Source organism: Bartonella sp. AP88XZML (assembly GCF_042195565.1).
Lineage (GTDB): Bacteria > Pseudomonadota > Alphaproteobacteria > Rhizobiales > Rhizobiaceae > Bartonella.
Genome location: NZ_JBHIOQ010000040.1, coordinates 429,130 through 451,402, shown reverse-complemented (window position 1 = coordinate 451,402; position 22,273 = coordinate 429,130). Strand labels below are relative to the sequence as shown.

Annotated in this window: 22 protein-coding genes and 1 pseudogene; 11 read left to right on the top strand and 12 right to left on the bottom strand. The window is 37.9% G+C overall.

Translation table 11 applies throughout. The features are described from left to right. Positions 1–15 precede the first annotated feature (15 nt). From tolR to ACFIK2_RS05985, 8 genes are all read right to left on the bottom strand, one after another. A complete protein-coding gene (tolR, locus tag ACFIK2_RS06020; RefSeq protein ID WP_273790463.1) occupies positions 16–471 on the bottom strand; it encodes a protein TolR in 456 nt (151 codons plus the stop codon). A gap of 15 nt (positions 472–486) precedes the next feature. After that, a complete protein-coding gene (tolQ, locus tag ACFIK2_RS06015; protein ID WP_375617873.1) occupies positions 487–1,200 on the bottom strand; it encodes a protein TolQ in 714 nt (237 codons plus the stop codon). 1,754 nt (positions 1,201–2,954) lie between these two features. After that, entirely contained in the window at positions 2,955–3,395 is a 441-nt protein-coding gene (gene ybgC, locus ACFIK2_RS06010) for a tol-pal system-associated acyl-CoA thioesterase (protein WP_375611759.1), read from the bottom strand. A gap of 211 nt (positions 3,396–3,606) precedes the next feature. Then, on the bottom strand, positions 3,607–4,701 hold the full coding sequence (gene ruvB / locus ACFIK2_RS06005; RefSeq protein WP_375617872.1) for a Holliday junction branch migration DNA helicase RuvB: 1,095 nt from the start codon (positions 4,699–4,701) through the stop codon (positions 3,607–3,609). A gap of 13 nt (positions 4,702–4,714) precedes the next feature. After that, the gene (ruvA, locus tag ACFIK2_RS06000; RefSeq protein WP_375633423.1) at positions 4,715–5,329 is read right to left on the bottom strand and encodes a Holliday junction branch migration protein RuvA; all 615 of its coding nucleotides are present in this window, start codon (positions 5,327–5,329) and stop codon (positions 4,715–4,717) included. 13 nt (positions 5,330–5,342) lie between these two features. Next, positions 5,343–5,858 carry a crossover junction endodeoxyribonuclease RuvC gene (gene ruvC / locus ACFIK2_RS05995; protein ID WP_375633424.1) on the bottom strand — a complete coding sequence of 172 codons (516 nt, stop codon included), beginning with the start codon at positions 5,856–5,858 and terminating at the stop codon, positions 5,343–5,345. Positions 5,859–7,438: 1,580 nt separating this feature from the next. After that, the gene (locus ACFIK2_RS05990; protein WP_375676986.1) at positions 7,439–7,957 is read right to left on the bottom strand and encodes a DUF1465 family protein; all 519 of its coding nucleotides are present in this window, start codon (positions 7,955–7,957) and stop codon (positions 7,439–7,441) included. Positions 7,958–8,139: 182 nt separating this feature from the next. Beyond that, on the bottom strand, positions 8,140–9,282 hold the full coding sequence (locus ACFIK2_RS05985; protein ID WP_375642894.1) for an OpgC family protein: 1,143 nt from the start codon (positions 9,280–9,282) through the stop codon (positions 8,140–8,142). A gap of 364 nt (positions 9,283–9,646) precedes the next feature. On the opposite strand from ACFIK2_RS05985, the gene ACFIK2_RS05980 reads away from it, so the two are divergent. Next, entirely contained in the window at positions 9,647–10,309 is a 663-nt protein-coding gene (locus ACFIK2_RS05980) for a thiamine phosphate synthase (protein WP_375642895.1), read from the top strand. 310 nt (positions 10,310–10,619) lie between these two features. Continuing rightward, positions 10,620–11,396 (top strand): TIR domain-containing protein, encoded by a 777-nt coding sequence (locus tag ACFIK2_RS05975; protein ID WP_375633428.1) that lies wholly within the window; start codon positions 10,620–10,622, stop codon positions 11,394–11,396. Between the two features lie 282 nt (positions 11,397–11,678). Here ACFIK2_RS05975 and ACFIK2_RS05970 read toward each other — a convergent pair whose 3' ends face one another. Beyond that, positions 11,679–11,987 carry a type II toxin-antitoxin system RelE/ParE family toxin gene (locus ACFIK2_RS05970; RefSeq protein WP_375627984.1) on the bottom strand — a complete coding sequence of 103 codons (309 nt, stop codon included), beginning with the start codon at positions 11,985–11,987 and terminating at the stop codon, positions 11,679–11,681. Then, positions 11,965–12,153 (bottom strand): antitoxin, encoded by a 189-nt coding sequence (locus ACFIK2_RS05965; protein ID WP_375640363.1) that lies wholly within the window; start codon positions 12,151–12,153, stop codon positions 11,965–11,967. Before ACFIK2_RS05965 ends, ACFIK2_RS05970 begins: the two co-directional genes overlap by 23 nt. 496 nt (positions 12,154–12,649) lie before the next feature. On the opposite strand from ACFIK2_RS05965, the gene ACFIK2_RS05960 reads away from it, so the two are divergent. From ACFIK2_RS05960 to ACFIK2_RS05920, 9 genes and pseudogenes are all read left to right on the top strand, one after another. Continuing rightward, a complete protein-coding gene (locus ACFIK2_RS05960) occupies positions 12,650–13,015 on the top strand; it encodes a helix-turn-helix domain-containing protein (RefSeq protein ID WP_375676985.1) in 366 nt (121 codons plus the stop codon). A 368-nt stretch (positions 13,016–13,383) separates the two neighbouring features. After that, a complete protein-coding gene (locus ACFIK2_RS05955) occupies positions 13,384–13,749 on the top strand; it encodes a helix-turn-helix domain-containing protein (RefSeq protein ID WP_375617863.1) in 366 nt (121 codons plus the stop codon). 342 nt (positions 13,750–14,091) lie between these two features. Next, a complete protein-coding gene (locus tag ACFIK2_RS05950; protein WP_375676984.1) occupies positions 14,092–15,135 on the top strand; it encodes a tetratricopeptide repeat protein in 1,044 nt (347 codons plus the stop codon). A 165-nt stretch (positions 15,136–15,300) separates the two neighbouring features. Next, positions 15,301–15,666 carry a helix-turn-helix domain-containing protein gene (locus ACFIK2_RS05945; protein ID WP_375633432.1) on the top strand — a complete coding sequence of 122 codons (366 nt, stop codon included), beginning with the start codon at positions 15,301–15,303 and terminating at the stop codon, positions 15,664–15,666. Positions 15,667–16,040: 374 nt separating this feature from the next. Then, a complete protein-coding gene (locus tag ACFIK2_RS05940; RefSeq protein WP_375638272.1) occupies positions 16,041–16,409 on the top strand; it encodes a helix-turn-helix domain-containing protein in 369 nt (122 codons plus the stop codon). A 631-nt stretch (positions 16,410–17,040) separates the two neighbouring features. Beyond that, the gene (locus ACFIK2_RS05935) at positions 17,041–17,439 is read left to right on the top strand and encodes a hypothetical protein (RefSeq protein WP_375634416.1); all 399 of its coding nucleotides are present in this window, start codon (positions 17,041–17,043) and stop codon (positions 17,437–17,439) included. A gap of 315 nt (positions 17,440–17,754) precedes the next feature. Continuing rightward, positions 17,755–18,173: pseudogene (locus ACFIK2_RS05930) on the top strand (helix-turn-helix domain-containing protein). 430 nt (positions 18,174–18,603) lie between these two features. Further along, positions 18,604–19,179 carry an elongation factor P gene (efp, locus tag ACFIK2_RS05925; RefSeq protein ID WP_015856958.1) on the top strand — a complete coding sequence of 192 codons (576 nt, stop codon included), beginning with the start codon at positions 18,604–18,606 and terminating at the stop codon, positions 19,177–19,179. Positions 19,180–19,190: 11 nt separating this feature from the next. Then, positions 19,191–19,982 (top strand): inositol monophosphatase family protein, encoded by a 792-nt coding sequence (locus ACFIK2_RS05920; RefSeq protein WP_375676983.1) that lies wholly within the window; start codon positions 19,191–19,193, stop codon positions 19,980–19,982. A gap of 762 nt (positions 19,983–20,744) precedes the next feature. Here the strand turns inward: ACFIK2_RS05920 and ACFIK2_RS05915 are convergent. Next, a complete protein-coding gene (locus ACFIK2_RS05915) occupies positions 20,745–21,119 on the bottom strand; it encodes a hypothetical protein (protein ID WP_375633436.1) in 375 nt (124 codons plus the stop codon). Between the two features lie 26 nt (positions 21,120–21,145). Beyond that, the gene (locus ACFIK2_RS05910; RefSeq protein ID WP_375633437.1) at positions 21,146–21,907 is read right to left on the bottom strand and encodes a hypothetical protein; all 762 of its coding nucleotides are present in this window, start codon (positions 21,905–21,907) and stop codon (positions 21,146–21,148) included. Positions 21,908–22,273: the final 366 nt, after the last annotated feature.

The following is a 22,273-nucleotide window of genomic DNA, read 5'->3' as shown; positions in this document are numbered from 1 at the left end:
TTTATTACTTATTATTTATTGTGCTAAACTTGCTAACGCAACTTGAGAAAACCCCGCTTTTTGAATATCCGCCAGCAGTTTTAATACTTGTTGATATTCAACAGTTTTGGCAACCCGCACAAAAACCCGTTGATCTTTTTGTGTAGCATCTGCTTCCAGAAGAGTTTTCAGGTGTGCAATCAGTGCCTGTGACGTTTCATAATAATCTTGATTAATGGCAAAGCGCCCTTGCGCGTCAAGTGAAACCGTAAGGGGTGTTTTTTGAGCTCGTACGGGACCCGCTTGACTACGAGGCAAATCTAGAGGAACACCGTTCACTAAAAGGGGAGCAGAGACCATAAAAATAATCAACAAGACCAGCATGACATCCACAAAAGGAGTGACATTGATCTCACTCATCAGTTGGCTTCGTGAATGATGCCGCCTACGTGTATTTTTGCGAGAAGAAGAAGAAGCAACAGAAACGCCCATGGGATAAGATCCTTTTTATAAAGAGGAAGGTGCTGTGCGTGTTTCATCAATACGCCGCGATACAATTGTTGAAAATTCATCGGCAAAATTTTCTATTTGTGCAATGATGCGCGCACTTTCATGAGTCAACTTGTTATAAGCAATAACAGCTGGAATTGCTGCAAACAAACCAATAGCGGTTGCCAAAAGCGCTTCTGCAATCCCTGGCGCGACAATGGCAAGTGATGTATTTTGAGAAGCTGAAATAGAAAGAAAAGACTCCATAATACCAATAACTGTTCCAAAAAGTCCGATAAAAGGTCCCGCAGATCCCAGTGTCGCAAGAAAACTTAATTTTGATTCTATTTTTTCACTTTCACGTCCCAGCGTCAAATCCATAGCCTTATCAATTCTGCTCTGCAAACTTTTCGATGTATGGGTCCCTTTTTCAAGAGATTTTTTCCATTCAACCATTGCTGCTATAAAAACTGCGGATATACTATTGGTACGTTGACTTTTGCATGATGCATAAAGATCTTCTAGCGCTTTGCCAGACCAAAATGTGCGTTCAAACTGCTTTATTTCACGCCGTATTCTCCGATACGTAAAAATTTTATCAAAAATAATTGCCCAACTCCAGATAGAAGCGAGCAGCAACCCAATCATAACACCTTTCACGATCCAACTCGCTTGCATAAACAAATGCAACATTCCAATTGTTTCTGGATTCGTTAGTTCTACATGCGGCATAATTTTTGTCCCTCTAAATGAAAGATGCATTTTTTTTAATTTTATAAAACAGATTATTTTATAGTTTCTAAATTTAAGTAAAGACTCTAGTTTCACATAAATCCATGCGCTAAAACAAGACTTGTTTCTTAAATTTCCTTAAAAAGTGATGACGAGAGACATCCCTCAATGCACGCCCCCCTCATTTCACAACAGCATTTATGAAAAATATAACGATAAGGACTTATCCATAAATACTATAAAAATAAAAGATATAAAAATGCATAATATTAAATCTATTATGCACCACCATCTTTACGTTTATAAAAAGAACGCTAAATCATCATACGCGTTTCTAGCTTAAAATGCTGCAATAAGTCTTAGCACTTGAAAAGATTCGTAAGAGGTATTTTATTCCTTTCTTAAGTGTTTTTGTATCCACTCACCAACTCCGCTTGTGACATGTAAGAAAATGTTTTTTATTAATTCGCGGCAATAGAGCTTGAAAAGAAAAAATTTTACAAGTTTCAGAATTATCTGAAAGTGACAACGCAATGAATTATCATTGTAAATAAATATGTTATCATCATAAAAGATGACGCTTTGCCTCAGGCTATTATTTCTCTCATTTTCCATCGAATTGAATACGGGGTACACCATCGGACACAAAAAACGACAATAAACCACCATAAAATGCCTCACAACAATGTGCCTCACCCATACACCCCTATTATAAGCCCTATATAATCTAGTGTAAGTCTCATGTAATCTCATTGTGTTGTGAATTTACCCCTTTCAATCCCTATCATCTCTCTGGCATCATGGTGTAACGTACAAGCTTCTGTGATATGAAAAAAGCCTTTTCACATCTTTACTTTATGAAAACCGGCTTCTTCGCTCTCTTTGCTCACTTGCGATATTTGATCGTTATTGCATTGAGAATGATCCATAAGGAACATTTTTACAATTTTTTTCAATAATTTATATTGCTCTCTTATGATGTGTAAGCAAATGATTTTAATTGTTTCAACATGAACAGATTTGAAATGAAAGTATTTTATTCTATTCCTCTATTAGGGTTTGTGCCCGTAAGAAGTGATAATTTATCTTTCTAAGTCAATATATTATATAGAATAATATGCTTTTGAAACTTTAAATGCAAGAATGCATTTCTGCTTTGCATACATTGATCTCTCACTCATTCACTACGTTTAGAAGCGCACATAAATCGCGCATTATAGCACATAAAGTCATGCATGATGGATAGAAATGGATGAAACACGCGCTTTTGTGATGCCAAATGATAATCCAGTAAAAAAACAAATCAAATTGCTTAAAAACACCCTTTAGGTGTTTTGAGACAATTTTCGACCTAATAGCTTATTATCACTTTATTGCAATATTGTGCTGGGTATGTGCATTTTTATAAAAATAAATCTTAATCCATTTTTATTTTTTTATATTTTGTACTTTTTCGCTGCTTTCTGATACCAAAAAACCTTTCTTCAAAAGAAAGAAAAATATCTTGAGTTTATAGCAGAAAATGGATGAGGCGACATTGATTTTGAATCATAACATGGATGAGGTATGTTTAATTTTGTGGGATATCATCTTCAATTTATTGTAGTTATTGTAGCAGAGGTGCTTTCTTTTGCTGTATCGTGTAACCTTGTTGGAAAACATTTAGGCTATGATAAATATGTATAATCTTAGATTGTAGATTACTTTATATCTGCTGATCTTTCCTGAAACTGCTAATTCAATGAAGAACACTTTTAACCAAGCATTTTTGCAAAAAGTTCTTTGGGTAAACGTCGCGGTTTTGCCTCCTCATTAATCAGAGCAATTTCAACTTTGGCTGTTACCAACGTGGTCATCTCATGCAAAATAGATTGCTCCATAAAAAAGCGGGCCCCTTGGATATGAGTAACACGTGTTTTAACGACTAAAAGATGATCAATTTTAGCTGGTCTTGAAAAATTAATTTCCATATGACGAACAACAAAAAACAGTTTTTCCCCCTCACCCCCTGCTGCTAACATCTTATTATTAAAACCGGTATCCCGTAAAAACTCTGAACGTCCTCGTTCAAAAAACTCAAGATAACGCGCATGATAAACTACACCGGAAAAATCTGTATCCGCAACATAAACGCGGACCTGAAAATTATGAAAAGCGTTTGTATGATTGCTCTTAAAAGGTGTTATTTCTGTCATCGACTTCATATCCCATAAAATCATCTAATATAGCAAATTATCTATCAATCAAAAGATTGAACACATTTTTGTGTTGAAGTTGTGAAAAGCAAAAAATTTTTAATAGTGCCAAACCTTTTTAGCCAGAATATGCTAAAAGAAGGCACGTCTCTTGTATTTTATGACCTTGCTATAAAATATTCACATAGTTTCTTTTAATAAAGAGAATGTCTTAATCATCTTCCCCATCCCATAAAGATGTCTGAAATGATGAATTCTCTTGAGCATCAGAAAGTTGAGAACGCCTTTGTATAGACGTTGTAGAGGCTGGAGCAGAAAGCCCTAAATGGCTCCAAGCCTTTTCAGTTAGAATGCGTCCACGAGCGGTTCTATGAATAAACCCTTGTTGGAGCAAATACGGTTCAACAATATCTTCAATGGCATCGCGTGGTTCTGATAAAGCAGCAGCAATTGTTTCAATCCCCACCGGTCCCCCTAAAAAAGTTTCCGCAATCAGGAGCAAGTAGCGACGATCAAGCGGATCAAGACCAAGATGATCAACCTCAAGGCGCGAAAGCGCTTCATCGGCGATTTTTTGGTCAATTTGTTTTGCTTGTTTAACCAAAGCAAAATCACAAACACGCCGTAAAAGCCGTCCGGCAATACGAGGGGTCCCCCGTGCTCGGCGTGCAATTTCATGAGCACCATCATCACTGATCTTGACGGCAAAAAGTCGTGCATTACGCTGCACAATATATTCCAATTCTTCTATAGTATAAAAATTGAGACGAATTGGGATGCCAAAACGGTCTCTCAGCGGCGTGGTCAAAAGCCCCAAACGTGTGGTTGCCGCTACCAAAGTAAATTTAGCCAGATCAATTTTCACCGAGCGTGCGGCCGGCCCCTCCCCAATGATCAAATCAAGTTGATAATCTTCCATGGCTGGATAAAGAATTTCCTCAATCGCCGGATTTAAGCGATGAATTTCATCAATAAACAAGACATCACGTTCTTCAAGATTGGTCAAGAGAGCGGCTAAATCCCCTGCTTTAGCGATGACCGGCCCTGAAGTAGAGCGAAAATTAACGCCTAATTCTTTTGCCATAATCTGTGAAAGCGTTGTTTTTCCTAACCCCGGTGGTCCTACAAACAAAACGTGATCCAGCGCTTCTTGCCGTGTTTTTGCTGCTTCAATAAATATTTTTAAATTAGCCCGTGCCGCTTCTTGACCAATAAAGTCATCGAGAACTTGTGGCCTCAAGGAACGATCTGGATCGTTAGGAAGGGGGGCGGAACCCAGAAGGCGTTTATCTTCATCTTTATGCATTGTTACCTTGATTTTAAGTAGGAGAAGAAAGCAATTTGAGACTATGGCGGATCAGCAGGGCAGAAGAAACAGTTTCCCCCTCAAGAGCATTCATCGCAAGAGCAAGAGCACGGGATGCATGTTCTCGTTCAAACCCTAGCTTCATCAACGCGGAAAGCGCATCATGCGCAGGTTGATTGATCATATCACGCTGAGGCACCGAAACAGTCTTGACCACTTGTTCAAAGGGGAGTGTTTTACTTTTCAGTTCACCCACAATTCTTTCACTGACTTTTTTACCAACGCCTGGCGCTCGACTAATCATCGCAACATCATTTAAAGCAATAGCCTGTGCAAGTTCATCTGGCGATAAAGTACCCAAGATTGCCAAAGCAACCTTTGCCCCTACTCCAGGAACATTTTGTAGAAGACAAAACCACTCCTGTTCAGCTCTTGTAGCAAAACCAAAAAGGCGGATTGCATCTTCCCGAACATGCGTTTCAATAAAAAGGCTTAACGCCTCCCCAACCGAGGGTAAAGAAGGACGCAGACGATTTGACACAAAAACAACATACCCCACACCGTGAACATCAAGAAGGATATGATCATCAAAGATATGTTCAAGGGTGCCCTTTAATTTGCCAATCATGCTTTCACCCCAATCATATCGCCATCCTTGCCTGATAAGATCGGTCAACACTCTTACGATGCATACTATGACAAAGAGCAAGAGCAAGAGCATCAGCTGCATCACTGCTATCAAATTCAGCCCGTGGGAGGAGAACTTTGACCATCATATGGATTTGTTCTTTAGCCCCATGTCCAACACCAATAACCGATTTTTTCACTTTGTTGGGCGCATATTCAAAAACAGGAAGAGTTGCTTGCGCAGGAACCAGCAATGCAATTGCACGCGCTTGCCCAAGTTTTAAAGTTGCTGTAGCATCTTTGTTGACAAACACATGTTCTACAGCAGCTTCATGGGGCATAAATTGATGCACAACCTCTGAAAGACCTTTGTGGATCTGACATAGCCTGGAAGCCAGCTCACACTGTACATCAGAAGAAACCGTCCCTGCTGCAATAAACTGAAGACGATTACCCACAACATCGATAACGCCCCACCCTGTACGCCGTAATCCGGGATCAATGCCTATAATACGAATCGTCTCTGCCATAAACTACAGTCTATACACTTTTCCCCCTTGTGAATAAAGACAAGACCACAAAGAAAACAACAACCCAAGACAAAACCAGTAAAAAGATAATCATCCCCCCAAATTTATACAATTATAACACACAACGAACAGCATCTTTATGGAACACACTTTATGAAGCATAACTGAAATCAATCAAAACCATTCACACATTACAAGCAAGCACCCTCTAAAGCATAAAAATTCCCTTTCTATATCATACTAATGCCATAACGGTTAAACATCGCAAGCGAGCAAATAGAGAGTGCTGGATTGTACATTCATAAGTGTAAAGAGGCTATGCAATGGATGGTACACACTTTGCGAAAACTTTTTACATTATAGCATGACGCTACCATTATAAATCAACGCATTGATTTATAATGATAATTAATTATTTTGTATGTTGCATAAGAATCCAGAATATCCTAAGATTTTCTCATTACAAATCTGTTTATCTTGAATCAATCAAAACCATTCGCTTACATATGAAACGTGGGATTGCCGTATAGAGTGAAACTGTACAAGAAAGGACTAAAAATGCCTCTAATGAATTGTCTCAAGTGCCAAAGGCTGTTGCAACATTGGGGACTGGCAAAGATGATGATAGTGCCGGCTTTTTCCTTTGCAAGCGTAAAAATGAGAGAGGCTCAACGGATGTGAATAAGAACTGAGAGGTGTTTTTGAATATACTCATCACACCACAATGACATTACGTAAAGAGGAACATTGCATAGAGAGGGACATTGCATGGGGGCGCAAGGAACCCATGGGACATTCATTATATGGCACTTTGATTTTGGATATTTTATTTTACGCGAGGGAAATAACTTCCATTCAAAACAAAAGAAGCCCCAAAACTGCAACAATGTGTATTATCCTCATTAACACACATTTTACAGCAACTTTATAGGCATAAATTATAGAGCATAAATAAATTGATGTACAAGCCCCTGCTCTATCTAGCGTCTAATCATTATCAGAGCCAAAACAAAATCACACGATAGATCAACAGAAAGTGTTCTAGCTGCAATCAACCAAAGTCGATTTCCCACAAAGACCAACCATACCCTATTCCATGCCATAATTCAAAATCAATACCTATCCCTCTCTCAGCTATAAACTCAAGATATTTCCTACGCTCAAATAGAAATTAGGCAGAAAAAAGCACTCTAGATTGGTTTTAGTTGTGAAATTTTGGTTGTAAAAAATGGATATACTGCTCTAAATATCGCAAGAAAGAAGCAAGGCGCTATTCTTCTCAGAACGCCCAAAAGCTGTTTTCAGTAATTCGATTTATTTTCCCACTGGATTATCATCGTTCAAAATATAGCCGCCGCTTATTGACCAAAGCGCTTAAACTACAGCAGCATCTCTAAATGAAACAAAATGCACGCTTCTAAACGTAATGAATGAGAACAAATTGACGGAAAGTTTCTGGCAATTCATGCCAATGAGGGGGTTCAAGTTCCAATGTCGGTGTATGAAGTGACACTTTTACAATTTCTTTTTTTATTTGTTCTGATGATATTTCCCCTTCGCACAAAACAAGGGGAGTACCTCTAAGAACGCGCAAAGGCTGTTTTGAGCAATTCGATTTGTTTTCCTACAGGGTTATCATCTTCTAGAGCACAGGAGTCCGTAGTTTCCCACCCAGCACGCATATACTGTATCCGCGCTTCTAAACGCAATGAATGAGAAACAAATTGGCGAAAAATTTCTGGCAATTCATGCCAATGAGGGGTTTCAAGTTCCAATGTCGGTGTATGAAGTGACACTTTTACAATTTCTTTTTTTATTTGTTCTGATGACATTTCCCCTTCACGCTCTGCGCGAAGAAGAAGGAGTTGAGAAGCGATTTGCATAAGTCGTGTACTTAAATACATAGCCTCTTTCGCATAGACTGCAGAAACCTCTGCCGAAAGAGAGCGTGCCACTAATTTCCCTTCTGAGTCAATATACGCTGCGGTTTTTTCAATCAGCGCCATTGTTTCTTCGTAGAGACGATTAAAAGCATTTTCAAAAGCATTATGCTCAATCATGATAATAGGTTCATCATATGGACGTTTATGTACACTCACGCTTTTATACTCCAAGTATCAGCACAAAATCATACCCCTCAACGAACAGAGTATTAAAAAGTTTCTTTTGTTGCTGTATAGAACGCTTTTTTTTTTTAAACTGCTACCTCTTTTAATTTTTTTGCGCAACGCACTTTTTATACTAAGGTTAACGTGCCCAACAAACACTATAGGAATGTTTTTTATAAACGGATCATTTTCCTTGAAAAGGACCACTGCCAAGATTGCCGTTTTTCACAATAATAAGCGACTCCAAATTGCAAAGCAATACCCGTTATTATTAAGAAGGTATCGGAAAAAACCGTTTCTGTCATCACTGTTTTTATAATTTGTCCAAACATCGCAAAAATGGTTCCCGTTACAAAGACCGGTAAACTATGTTTTCCTAAAATTGCTAAAGGATGTTTCTGAGAAACATAAAACCATTTATTGATGCGTGGCAAAGAAAGAATGAGAAAGGCTAATGCAAGAACATGGAGTAAACGTGGCAAGCTTAAAAAGGTTTTATTAAAGTTCACCAACGGGGAAGACCAGCCAAGCCACCCCAAAATGCCCCACCAGTTTAAGCGAACCCATAACAGCGCCAACAAGAGATACGCTGCCGCACAAACAATCCAAAAAGACTGAAAAGCGATTGTTTTTCCTTGTTTAAGCGCTAAAGTACTGGTCAATCCTATGACGAATAAGAATTGCCAAGACAAAGGGTTTAAAAACCACTTTCCTTCTAAAGGATAAGAAGGAGGAGCAATTTTATAAAATCCGCAGATAAGATACAGCGTAAACGAACCCAAAAGCAGCCACTTTGTCTGTTTACAACTCAAATAAAGGATAAAAGGCGCAAAAAACATCAAAACGATATAAAGAGGAAGAATATTATTATATCCCAATTGATGCCCAAAGCTTAAGGTACTCAAAAATGCGATACCAGGCTCTTTAAAAAAGAGTCCCACATTATTCATCGATAAAAGTTTTTCTGTTCGCCATAATAAAAAGGCAGCAAAAAAAAGGCTTAACGTGACAAAAGTAGTAAAAAGATATGCGCCATAGAGCTGCAGAGCTCTGTACCACAGTTTTCGGATGATAAAAGCAAAGGATTTTTGCTGTAACCGTCCATGAAAGCTTAACCCAAGAGCAATCCCTGAAAGCAAAACAAACACTTCTGCACAATCAGAAAAACCGAAATTTCTATGGGTAAAAGACTCATAGATCGTTCTGGGAATATGGTTGATGAAAATCGTCAATAAGGCTAAAGAACGAAAAACATCAATGCGTGTATCACGATGAGAAGGTTGAGTATTATGCTCAAGAATACCTTGGTATTTCATCAGTGGACTCCCACACGTTGCAACCCCCTTGAAGTCCCATAAAATGGTGCTTACCCTTATTGCCAACAAGCATGAACAGGATGAAATTTTAATTTTTAAGTATCAAGTTTCATTTTAAGCGTTTATTTTTTAAAAGGCAAAAGTTTTTTAAAGGCAAAAGAACGAAAAGCATCCATACGTGTATCACAGCAAAAAGGCGACATATTATGCTTAAAAACACTTTCATTTCTCATAAGCAGGCTCCCACACACCCACAAATCCTTTAAATTACGTGAAAATGGTAGCCACTTTCATCGCAAATAAGCATAATAGAATGAAACTTTAATTTTTAAGCGTTATTTTTTCTAAGAAACAGGGATTTGACATGACAGAACAAAAAAATAAACCAATTGATCCACCTCTTTTCCCTCAGTTGATTTTAACACTCGATGTTCGGCGCAACACCCCACACGCATTATTGCAGCAAATTTTGCAAACAAAGTCTTTTGCATGCGTCATCCTCTATGATTCTGAAAAGTTGAAAGATGATAGCTCTTTTTTACAACAACAAGCGCAAACTTACGCAGAAGATATTCAACATCATGACGCAGCCCTTCTCATCGCTGATGACAGCCGCATTGCTGGGCGCATAAAGGCTGATGGATTGCACATAGAAGATGATCTTAACGCTCTTGAAAGCTTCAAAAATCAGCAAAAGGAACAAAAAATTATAGGCTTTGGCAATCTACGCAATCGCCATAGTGCTATGCTTGCAGCGGAAACAGGTGTTGATTACCTGTTCTTTGGAAAACTCGGTGCTGATAAAAAAACCCAAGCGCACCCCCGCAATCTCCAGTTAGCAACATGGTGGGCAGAAATTATGGAAATCCCTGCTGTTGTGCAAGCAGGAAGCGATTTTTCAACCTTTGATGAAGTCTTAAAGACTGGATGTGAATTCATTGCTGTAGAAGAAGTCATTTTGGGAAACGACAACCCCTTAATACTGCTTAAAACAATGCAAGAAAAATGTGAAAACACCCCCTTGTAATACAGGAGGAGAATTTATAAATAAAGCGTTAATAAAAATCCAAATACTCACCACTATATTACTTATATAGAACACACAATAACAGATAAAGAGGATACCTCGAAACTCAATAAAATTGCTTAATAATTCAATCAAATTGATGAAAAATCTATCGTCTTGTTTTCATATAATATATAGAAAAAAGGATCATAAAAACTTTCTCGTTCGATGTCTTATAAAGACAAAGCATTATGATTGGGGAAAATGGTCATTTTCAATATTGGTACTGAATACCAATAGCTGACGATACAAATATGCAGGGGACATAAAAATGCAATATAGCGGAACACTTGAAGATCTTACAAACATAATTTGCAAAGCTGGATATCAAATCATAGAAAGTAAATTACTAAAACATGATTCCCCTGAAATATATCAGATCAAAACCTCCGAAGGAGGCATTATTAATTGGTATAAAAGCACAAGAAAACTTCAAGTTCAAGGCAAAGAAAACATAAAACAAAAGTTAATAGAAGATTTAGCAAAGCATCTAGAAGAAACATCAACGATTCCTTCCTCAAAAACTGCCTCCAATACCTCAAATAAAAAAATCTTTATCGTTCATGGTCATGATTGTTATGCCTTAAAGGAGCTTGAAAATGCTCTTCTCAAGCTTGATCTCGAACCATACATTTTACAAAATACGAGTGGTAATGGTTTAACCATCATTCAAACTTTGAAAAAAGAAATTTGTAACGGTTCTATAAAATTTGGTATTGTACTCCTCACGCATGATGACATGGGTTATGCTATATCTCAAGATGAAGAAAAAATTCAACCCCGTGCACGACAAAAGGTTGAAGAAAAAATTCAACCCCGTGCACGACAAAACGTTATTTTCGAAATGGGCATGTTAGCTGCCGCGCTTCCTCTTGAGAGGATTGCTATTCTACAAAAAGAAGGCATTGAAATGCCTTCAGATGTTGGTGGAGTTTACTACCTTTCTTTTAAAGAGCAGGTAAAAGAAACATTTCCCAAACTTATTAAGCGCTTACAAGAAGCTGATTTCTCTTTTAATATAAATGAAATTACTCATGCATTAAATTAAATTTGAATAATGCTTCCCTTTAACTTTTAAAGCGCACGCCCAAAACCAAAAGACACCCCACCACATTCCACAGACACACACATCCTATAGGCTCAAAGAAACGATCCACCCCCCACCCTTCTTCAAACAGCAAGCGATTGTGCAAATTTTAGTGAAGAGACCGCGTGTGTATTCATTACCGTGAAAGAAATCATTTTAGTCCCTTTAATAAACACGGGGATGTTGTCATGATTTTGGTAATCGTTCCAGAAAGGTTTAAGAGGCAGATAGCCTCTGATTAGATTAAAGAAAAATAGGAAATTCACGTCGGGCATGTACTACAGCTACAATTTCGATTTGATTTGCAGCTACTCGATACAATATAAGGTAATTTGGATGCGCTACAATTTCTCGTAATCCTAATACCTTCTCACTCTGTCTGTATAAATATGGATGTTCAGCCAATGGCAGTACGGATGCTTCCAAAAACCTTTTCATTCGGCGCGCAGCAGATGGATTTTCGCGAGCAATATAGGTAACATCTGACGCAAATTGTCGCGCGCCGAAGACAACCAAACAACCGGAAGCATCACTTGTCCTGTTCAGCTTCAAGCTGACTGATTATAACTTCCATTTCAGCCATAACCTCATCATGCGGAATAGGAGGATATGGATTTGCAAGACTGCTCGCTACCTTATCGCGCAGCCATGCAGTGTAGCTGCTTCCCTGTTCAACGGTTTCGAACTCTGAAATTAGCGGAGAAAGGGTGGTCTTCATAATATATGTCCTTTCTATTCCTGAATATTGAAGATAATTACTCTTGGCTATGTTGTCAATACTAGCGAATTGAAAATGTTTAACTTTTAAGCGTCCAAAGTTCTTTTGATCTTAAAACTTAAGGCTTTTTAACCCTCTCAAAAAACACGGATCTGATATCATGATTTTGGTAATCGTTCCAGAGAGGTTTAAGAGGCAGATAGCCTCTCATTAAAAAACAAATTTTGTAAGTAAAAAACTATTTTTATTGTAAATTTCCTAAAATTACTTTATGAATTAAAGGATGTTTTGGTCGCATACGCAACGACCAAAAGGGGCCTTGAAAACCCTAGATCCGAGCGTAAAAATGAACCCACTTTGTGGGTATCCCGGAATTCCGGGAGTTTTTGCTATGTCCAGGTGCTTTAAGCACTAAAAGCAAAAAGGCTGACTCGGATTCAGTGTTTTCAAGCTCCCGGAATACTCATGCGAGGGCGCTCGCAACCGGCGGGGAAAAATGCAATCTCAAAATCTTAATATTGATCTTTTTATTGGCAAAAAAATTCGTTTGAGACGAAAAATGCTAAAAATGTCTCAAAAAACATTAGGTCAGCACTTAGGTGTCACTTTCCAACAAATCCAGAAATATGAAAACGGCTTAAATCGTGTCAGCGCAGGGCGTTTAATGGAAATTTCTGATATTTTGAATGTTCCCATTGCCTTTTTTTACGCGGATATCATTACAAAACACCAGCCCCCATACCACCATGATGAAATTGCATCAAGTACAGAGGAATACCTACTTTTAAAAAGATTTAGAGTTCTAACAACGGTAAAAAAGAAAGCCTTTTTACAACTGATCTCTGAAGAGAATGCAAGCTAATATAACGCGATAGCGTGCACTATTCAAAGTCCCCTTTGTAACACTTTATTGCTTGAATGCAAAACATACCACCCCTCCATTTTAAAAAACGACACGTTAAGAGACACTATTTTAATTTTTATTGTAAATTTTTTGAAATTACTTTATGAATTAAAAGATGTTTTGGTCGCATACGCAACGACCAATAGGGATTAAAAGCCTGAAAAACTCAAACATGAATTTACCCACTCCTGTGGGTATCCCGGAATTCCGGGAGATTTTGCTATGTCCAAGTGCTTCTCAGCACTAAAAGCAAAATGCTGATTTGAGTTCAGTGCTTTTAACTCCCGGAATACTCATGCGAGGGCGCTCGCAACCGGCGGGGAAAAATGCAATCTCAAAATCTTAATATTGATCTTTTTATTGGCAAAAAAATTCGTTTGAGACGAAAAATGCTAAAAATGTCTCAAACAACTTTAGGACACGCTTTAGGTGTTACTTTCCAACAAATCCAGAAATATGAAAACGGCTTAAATCGTGTCAGCGCAGGGCGATTAAAAGAAATTTCTGATATCTTGAATGTTCCACTTTCCTTTTTTTATGCCGATATCTTAACAAAACAACAGCCCGCATACCTTCATGATGAAATCGCATCAAGCACAGAGGAATACCTGCTGCTCAAAAGATTTAGAACTCTCACAACGGTAAAAAAGAAAGCCTTTTTACAGCTGATCTCTGATGAGAATGCAAGCTAACATCACACGGATAGCGCACTATTCATAAGCATTCATACGTATTTTAAAAAGCAACCTCCATTGTAAGCATTTTTTCATTTTAAGAGGAGAAGCCCTTGATATAATAGAAGATAAGCATCTTTATATACGATAACCCTTCATCATTATTATTTTTAACAGAACTATTTTAAACAGTCTGTCTCTCGTCGACATTTATGCTACTTTTTTAACTTACCCAACCCTACCTTGAACCAAGACGAAAAACTGAGAGATAAAAAGTAATATAGAAATGAAATTCTTATACGGCTTGTAATGATGAAAAAAAAATGTGAAAATTCTGATCGGTAATGAGGAGAAAACACCATGATCAAGAGAAGCGTGAAGCTGCTTATCTTAGGCGTGATTGGGCTTGCAAGTTCTGCTGTAAGTTCAGCGGGAAACACTGAAGAAATCTCAAATTCTGAAAGCTCTTTCAATACGATTCAAGAAGCTTCAAACACTCAAGAACCTTTTCAGCCCTTAAAAGCTGGAGACTATGACCAAGCCTATGACTATTACATCCAAGGTTATTATTTAAAAGCTTTTCGTGAAGCACTCCGACGTGCTGAAAAAAATGATCCTTTTGCACAAACTCTTCTTGCCCGAATTTATATGGAAGGATGTGCTGTTCCTATTGACGGTGCGCGTGCTGCTTTATGGTTTGAACGCGCCGCAAAACAGGGGGAACCCCAAGCACAACTACGCTATGGACTTATGTTGTTTGATGGTCACTTTATAAAACAAAATCAAGAACTTGGTGCGCAATTCATTCAAAAAGCTGTCAAAGCAGGCGTCAAGGAAGCCTATTTTTATTATGGACAACTGCTTCTTTATAAAGCCTCACAGGAAAAACAAGCTCTCCCTGGTGTTTCTTCCCAAAGTCGTGAAAATGAAGCAATAGAGCAAGCCTTAAAATGGTACTTAAAAGGTGCTGCTCTTGGGGATGCTGAAGCGGCTTTTTCTGCTGCAAAAATTCTTTCCTTAGGCACATTAAAACGACCAAAAGATGATCACAATGCCCGCAAGCTCATGGAAGTAGCAGCTCAAAACAACCACTTAAAAGCTCAACTTCATTTAGCACAATGGCTTGTACAAGGGCGTGGAGGAGAAACAGATTTTCAGCGTGCTTTTCATTTACTTCACAGAAATGCCGTCAACATGATTGCACCAGCACAGATTTCCCTTGCAAGGCTTTATCGAGATGGCACAGGAACAAAAGGCGATACAATAATGGCAGCGGCATGGTATATGCTTGCAAAGGAGGCAAAAATGCAAGCTCCTGATCTTGAAATAATGCTCCAAGGCATGGACAAGACACAACTAGAAAAAGCGCACAAAGAAGCAATAAAGCTCCTTCCTGTTTTTTAAAATACTCCTCTCTGCTTCAAAAAGATAAAATTTATAGAAATTCCGGGAGATTTTGCTCTGTCCAGGTGCTTTAAGCACTAAAAGCAAAAAGGCTGATTCGGACTCAGTGTTTTTAACTCCCGGAATACCAACGCGAGGGCGCTCGCAACCGGCGGGGGCTTTAAAATGCGAGCCAAAAATCTTGATAACGACATTTTCATTGGCAAAAAAATTCGTTTGAGACGAAAAATGCTAAAAATGTCTCAAAAAACATTAGGTCAACATTTAGGTGTTACTTTCCAACAAATCCAGAAATATGAAACCGGCTTAAATCGTGTCAGCGCAGGGCGTTTAAAAGAAATTGCCGATATCTTAAATGTTCCACTTGTCTTTTTCTATGCGGACACCTCAGCAAAACAACAGCCCCCATACCCTCATGATGAAATCGCATCAAGTACAGAAGAATACCTGCTGCTCAAAAGATTTAGAGTTCTAACCTCGATAAAACAGAAAGCCTTTTTACAGCTGATCTCTGATGAGAATGCAAGCTAACATCACGCGATAGCGTACGCTATTCAAAGCCCCCTTGTGAACACTTTATTGCTTAAATGCAAAACATGCCACCCCTCCATTTTAAGAAACGACACGTTAAGAGACGCTATTTTAATTTTTATTGTAAATTTCCTGAAATTACTTTATGAATTAAAAGATGTTTTGGTCGCATACGCAACGACCAAAAGGGGCCTTGAAAACCCTAAGTTCTAGCGTAAAGATGAACCCACTTTGTGGGTATCCCGGAATTCCGGGAGTTTTTGCTATGTCCAGGTGCTTTAAGCACTAAAAGCAAAAAGGCTGACTAGAACTCAGTATTTTCAAGCTCCCGGAATACCAACGCGAGGGCGCTCGCAACCGGCGGGGGCTTTAAAATGCGAGCCAAAAATCTTGATAATGACATTTTCATTGGCAAAAAGATTCGTTTGAGACGAAAAATGCTAAAAATGTCTCAAAAAACATTAGGTCAACATTTAGGTGTTACTTTCCAACAAATCCAGAAATATGAAAACGGCTTAAATCGTGTCAGCGCAGGGCGTTTAAAAGAAATTGCCGATATCTTAAATGTTCCACTTGTCTTTTTCTATGCGGATATCTTAACAAAACAACAGCCCCCGTACTCTCATGATGAAATCGCATCAAGTACAGAGGAATACCTACTGCTCAAAAGATTTAGAGTTCTAACCTCGATAAAACAAAGAGCCATTTTACAATTACTCTCTGATCAAAATGAAAGCTTTTAACATCATAATATAGGGCGCTACACTCTCTATTCTTGACTTGCCTCCCACCCCTCAAAGGACAGAAGCCCCTTCCCTATCCAGTTGGGAAACAATCCGTCTTCTCAGAACAGAACTCTTTTAGCTTCCCATTTTATGTGGTTCATTTCACAAAATTATCCGGACAAGCTCTCCCTCAAATATTCACCACACACTCTCATAAAAACATCACATGTACAAAATTTGATGCCTTACAAACACCACACCTCAAACGATAGTATTTAAAAAAACAGAATAAACATTCATACGTATTTAAAAAAAGATAGCCCTTAAAAAGCAATGCTTGAAAATTTTTTTGGTCGATCTGGAACAGCACCTAACGCATCATTTTATAATAGTGATCGAGGATATGATCTTAACATGCAAACGCAAAAAATTGCTTTTTTATCATAATCACTAAAAGCAGCTGTTTATTAAAATATACGCCACCAGAAGCACTTCAAGCAGCCTTTACAGCTGAAACCATTATTCATCGATTAATTAACCGATTGATTAGATACCGATATGTTGTTAATGTGCTATAAGTAAAGTTGCTCTTATTTCTGGAAGAGGAGCTTCGCAAATAAAGAGCAACAATAAGTAAGGGGAATTAAAGATGTTAAAATATTTATTGCTGTCACCGGTTGTGTTGGTAGCTGGTTGCGCATCTGTAGGCAATTATTCATCAAATTATGTTGATCAAAGTCTTACAAAGCGTCAGGCACAATTAGTCGCTAACAAATTTATTAGCGGTAACAAAGGGTTTTTACCACCCGCTACAACCACACTTCTTATAAAGAAAAATAATACAGCAGACAACTTTACTCCTTTATTTATCAATCTGTTGCGACGGAATGGATATAATGTGATCTATACAGATCAACCTCAAAAGCAACAAAATATGGGTGTGATTTTGAGTTATAGAATAAGATTAAATAGTAGCACTATAGTGTCTCTTTTTCAGTATAACGTGAATGGAGAGCCGCGTTCTTATATAAATACTCATCCCAGATGAACCCGCTATTTAATGTAAACATTCTCTATATTTTACACGTAAAGACTTAAAAGCTCTTGTGAAAGCCAAAGAGATTTACACCTCAATAAAAAACCTCATTTTTAGCCAGAGTGGATAAATTTTATTATAGATTGTAACAATACAAAATAGTGTAAGTTATAGCTTTAAGATTTAAAGAAAGAAAAATACTAAAAATAATGAAAATGCCCCATACCCTAGCAAATTATTACGCGAAGATATAAATGCAAAACTTGGCTTATCTGTGATTGAAGCGGCTGAATAGCTTTCTATATCCTGTGTAGCATTTTCTAGGGTATTGGTAAAAATCCTTATAACGACATTTTCAATGGCAAATTCATTGGCAAAAAAGTTCGTTTGAGACGAAAAATGCTTAAAATGTCTCAAAAAACATTAGGTCAACATTTAGGTGCCACTTTCCAACAAATCCAGAAATATGAAAACGGCTTAAATCGTGTCAGCATAGGGCGTTTAAAATAAATTGCCGCTATCTCAAATGTTCTACTTTCCTTTTTCTATGCTGATATCTTAACAAAACAACAGCCCCCGTACTCTCATGATGAAATCGCATCAAGTACAGAAAAATACCTGCTGCTCAAAAAATTTAGAGTCCTAACCTCGATAAAAAAGCCTTTTTACAGCTGATCTCTGATAAGAATACAAACGAACACCCTGTGACAACACACACCACGCTCTCTCCCATGAGACACTCATAATAAACTCCGTATTCACATATTCTTAATTAAAAACATCTCATGGTTTTAGGGAACTTATATCATTGCCATCAATTATATTATTGCCATCAATGATGATATTTTACGACACAACGGGATAAATTTCCCCAAAAATTCTAAAAAATTTTTGTGCAAATTTTTAAAAAGCTTGCGTCTGAGCGCTTTTTATGGTCTTGCAAAGAACTGAAAAGCAAAAATACATAAAGGTCCTTTTTTACTTAAGCTTTTCTCTTTGCAAAAAGCAGGAGAAAGCCCATAAAGAGCACACAGGACCATGAGAGAGCCGCAAGGTTAATCAAAGGGATTTTAGCCCGAAAATAACAAAAGAGCTTGACCGTTAAAGGCAGCAAAGAAAAGCGCCATAAAGACAACAAGAGAGTTCTTTTTGCAAGAATAGAATTGGATAGAAACGATGAAAATTAATGGCAATGAAATTCGCCCTGGTAATGTGATCGAACATCAAGGAAGCTTATGGGTTGCTGTTAAATGCAACGCTGTAAAACCAGGAAAAGGTGGTGCATTTAACCAAGTTGAAATGAAAAATTTGATTGATGGTACAAAACTTAATGAGCGATTTCGCGCTGCTGAGACGGTTGAACGCGTGCGCCTTGAACAAAAAGATTTCACCTTTCTTTATCAACAAGGGGATGCTTTGGTCTTTATGGATTCAGAATCTTATGAACAACTAGAACTTCAAAAGGATTTTGTTGGTGAACGTGCTGCTTTTCTCCAAGATGGGATGACAGTCACAGTTGAACTTTATCAAGAAAAGCCTATTGGCATCTCACTTCCTGATCAAGTTGCTGTCACGATTGCGGAAGCCGATCCTGCCATCAAAGGACAAACGGTTACCTCCTCTTATAAACCCGCCATTCTTGAAAACGGGATTCGTATTCTTGTTCCCCCCTTTATGAATGCTGGTGAACGTATCATTGTAGACACCAATGAGTTGATTTATTTGCGTCGCGCAAATGAAAAAGATAAATAAAGGAATAAAAAATGGCCCATTCTGCAGTCATGAATGTCATGGTGCAAGCTGCAATGAAAGCAGGACGCTCGTTGGTGCGTGATTATGGTGAAGTGCAAAATTTGCAAGTGTCTTTGAAAGGACCAGCAGATTATGTCAGCCAAGCAGATCGCAAAGCGGAAAAAATTATTTTCAATGAATTAAGCAAAGCGCGCCCCAAATTTGGTTTTCTGATGGAAGAGTCAGAAGAAATCATTGGAGAAGATTCACAACACCGTTTTATTGTTGACCCTTTAGATGGCACCACAAATTTTCTCCATGGCATTCCTTTTTTTGCTGTTTCCATTGCCTTAGAAAGCCAAGGAAAAATCGTTGGTGGTGTCATTTACAATCCCGTGAGTGATGAACTCTTCACCGCAGAACGCGGGTGTGGTGCTTTTTTTAATGACCGCCGCTGTCGCGTTTCTGCTCGACGCAGACTAGAAGATTGTGTCATTGCCACAGGAATGCCTCATTTTGGTCGCCCAAATCATGGAACCTACCTTATTGAATTACGTAATGTGATGGCAGAGGTTGCCGGACTTCGCCGTTTTGGTGCTGCTGCTCTTGATTTAGCTTATGTGGCTGCTGGAAGAACCGATGGCTTTTGGGAAGATAACCTGCAAATTTGGGATATGGCTGCTGGAATACTGATTGTTCGTGAAGCCGGTGGTTTTGTCACCGATAAAGAAGGCGGCAACAATATATTTCGCAAAAAAAATATCATTGCCGGCAATGAACACATTCGCCTAAAATTAGAAAGAGTTCTCAAAAAAGGCATTTAGACCTCATAGTAAGCTCTCAAAAGGACATCTTTTTAAAAGACAATACGAGTCCCTCTGAATACTCCTCATCACGCAACCTATCTCATCAAATTACACAATATGATGAAAAAATTCAGAAAATTGTGATGAGAGAGCTTATAAAACTTCGCTTATCTTAGCGCTGCCACTCTTGATTTAGCTTATCCGTTAGTCGAGCCGAGAGCTTTTGGAAAAACAATCTAAAAATTTGCAACAGAACACCCCGTATACAAAGGTTCACAAAACCATCACCAACGATCAAGCCCCAAAAAAAACCTAAAAATACAATTACAGTCTAGCCAATATTATTGACACTGTTGTTTCCTCAATTCCTCTGCAAACAAACCAGAAAACAAAAAGAACCATAAAAACAAAACGCTCTCAAAAACAACAAATACACCTGCTGCAAAAACCTCCCCTACTCTTCTTAAGAAATCACCCTTACACAACGCAAAAAGATTGGCTCCCAAAGCCTGCCCTCTCCTCTCCCATAAGAACTGTCACTATGCCTCTCAAGAGTTTTTACCACTGCATAGCAACAGAAATTTCAGCAAATCCACTGCACTCCACCCTCCCCCTTCATTTAATCGTTATCCAAAATGCCGATGAAATTCGCACGAAATTTGTAGTAACAAAAATCCTTTTTCTCAAAAATCGCCGCCTGCATTTCCCTCTTTAACTGTTCTTGATTATCTTTAACTACCTCTTCTAGGGCATTTACCTTCTCCTCATCAAAGATAATCTTTAATTTTTTTGTGAATCTCCTATTCCAACGAGCTGCTCCCCAAAAATCAACCGGTTATCACATTTCTCATTTGATGATTTCAACCATCTTCTAGCACCTGATGCGTAAGCCTTTTTAAACGTTAGAGTCCCTTCAACAATGGAAGAATCTGGTCCCATACTTGCATCATTATCTTTACACGTATTGATTGTATCTTTAACTATGGTATAAGAGCACCCCTTATCAAAAGCCATATAGCCCTTTTTTACTGTTTTAATGAGCTTCTTATAGTAAATAAAAGTCTCTCTCACCTTTTTATAACCATCGGAAATATCACACAATAACAACAGCACATCCTTTTTACAACATAGTAACGGTGCACATTGATCAGACAAAAAATTCCTGTGCTCTAACATTTTCTCTATCTCTTTATGTCTGGAATTATAGATATGTTGTCCCACAAAGTATCTGCAAATTTTTGCTTTTCATTCTTCTTTTTAGATAGTTTTTCTTTTTGCTGTTTGCATTCAGCTATAATCACATCATCAAGAACGTACAACAACCAATGAAGCAATAACATTGTAGGTTTATAATATTCTTTATTTGTATGAGTATTAACAAATCCTTTCAGAGAAATTCCATTCTCTTCCATGAATTTTCCTGCTTTTACATAATATTGCTCAAAAAGTGTTGTATTCAAAAGATTATATATTTTTTCAATCTGCTCATCAGTCAGTTCTGTTTCGAGTGCCTCCTTATACAATAAAGACAATTCTCTCTCCCCTTGCGCACAAATATTCTTTACCAATGAAGGTCTGTTCCCATGAGCTTTCATGCCTGCTCTAGGATTTTTTATCTCTAGTATATCCCTTTCCCATTGCCTTACTCCCTCATCCCATTGCTCAACCCACTCCTTTGATATTTTTTGCGTTTTTTCAAAAAGCCTTTGTTCCCCTTCTGCAATAATCTTTTCATATATCTCGCACCCTCGAACTTTCTGTTCAAATTGTTCAGTTAATTGCTTGTTACGATAATTTACAAATGCCAGCATTACAGCCACCCCACAAAGCACTATTACCATTGCTACAATTAAAAAAGCCTCCTTTGAAAATCCCCAAAAAACCACAGCTGCTTCAAGGTGTATACAAGCATAAAGATGAATCCTACAATCTTCACCGCCCATTTAAAAATGAACTTGATGGTGACTATCATTCGGGAGTTATTAGTTTCTTCCTTTATCGGATTATCAATTACCTCTTTTATTTCTTCATCCATTATTTCCCTCTTTTTGTTTGTGTAACCTTCCCATCGACTTCTCGGTATTGTGTCATTATGTGTATATGCGATTCACGGGATACCACATATTATGTTTTAACAAAATTAGTATACAAAATATAGATAGTTGTATTGATAAATGCAAACGATTTGTATTTTATTATACTGCTATTGTGTTTTATACGCTTTAAAGAAAAGCCTTTTAAAACCTCACAATGCATGATCTATGAAATATGGGAAAAAATACTAAAAATCTTAACACAGCAAAACATAG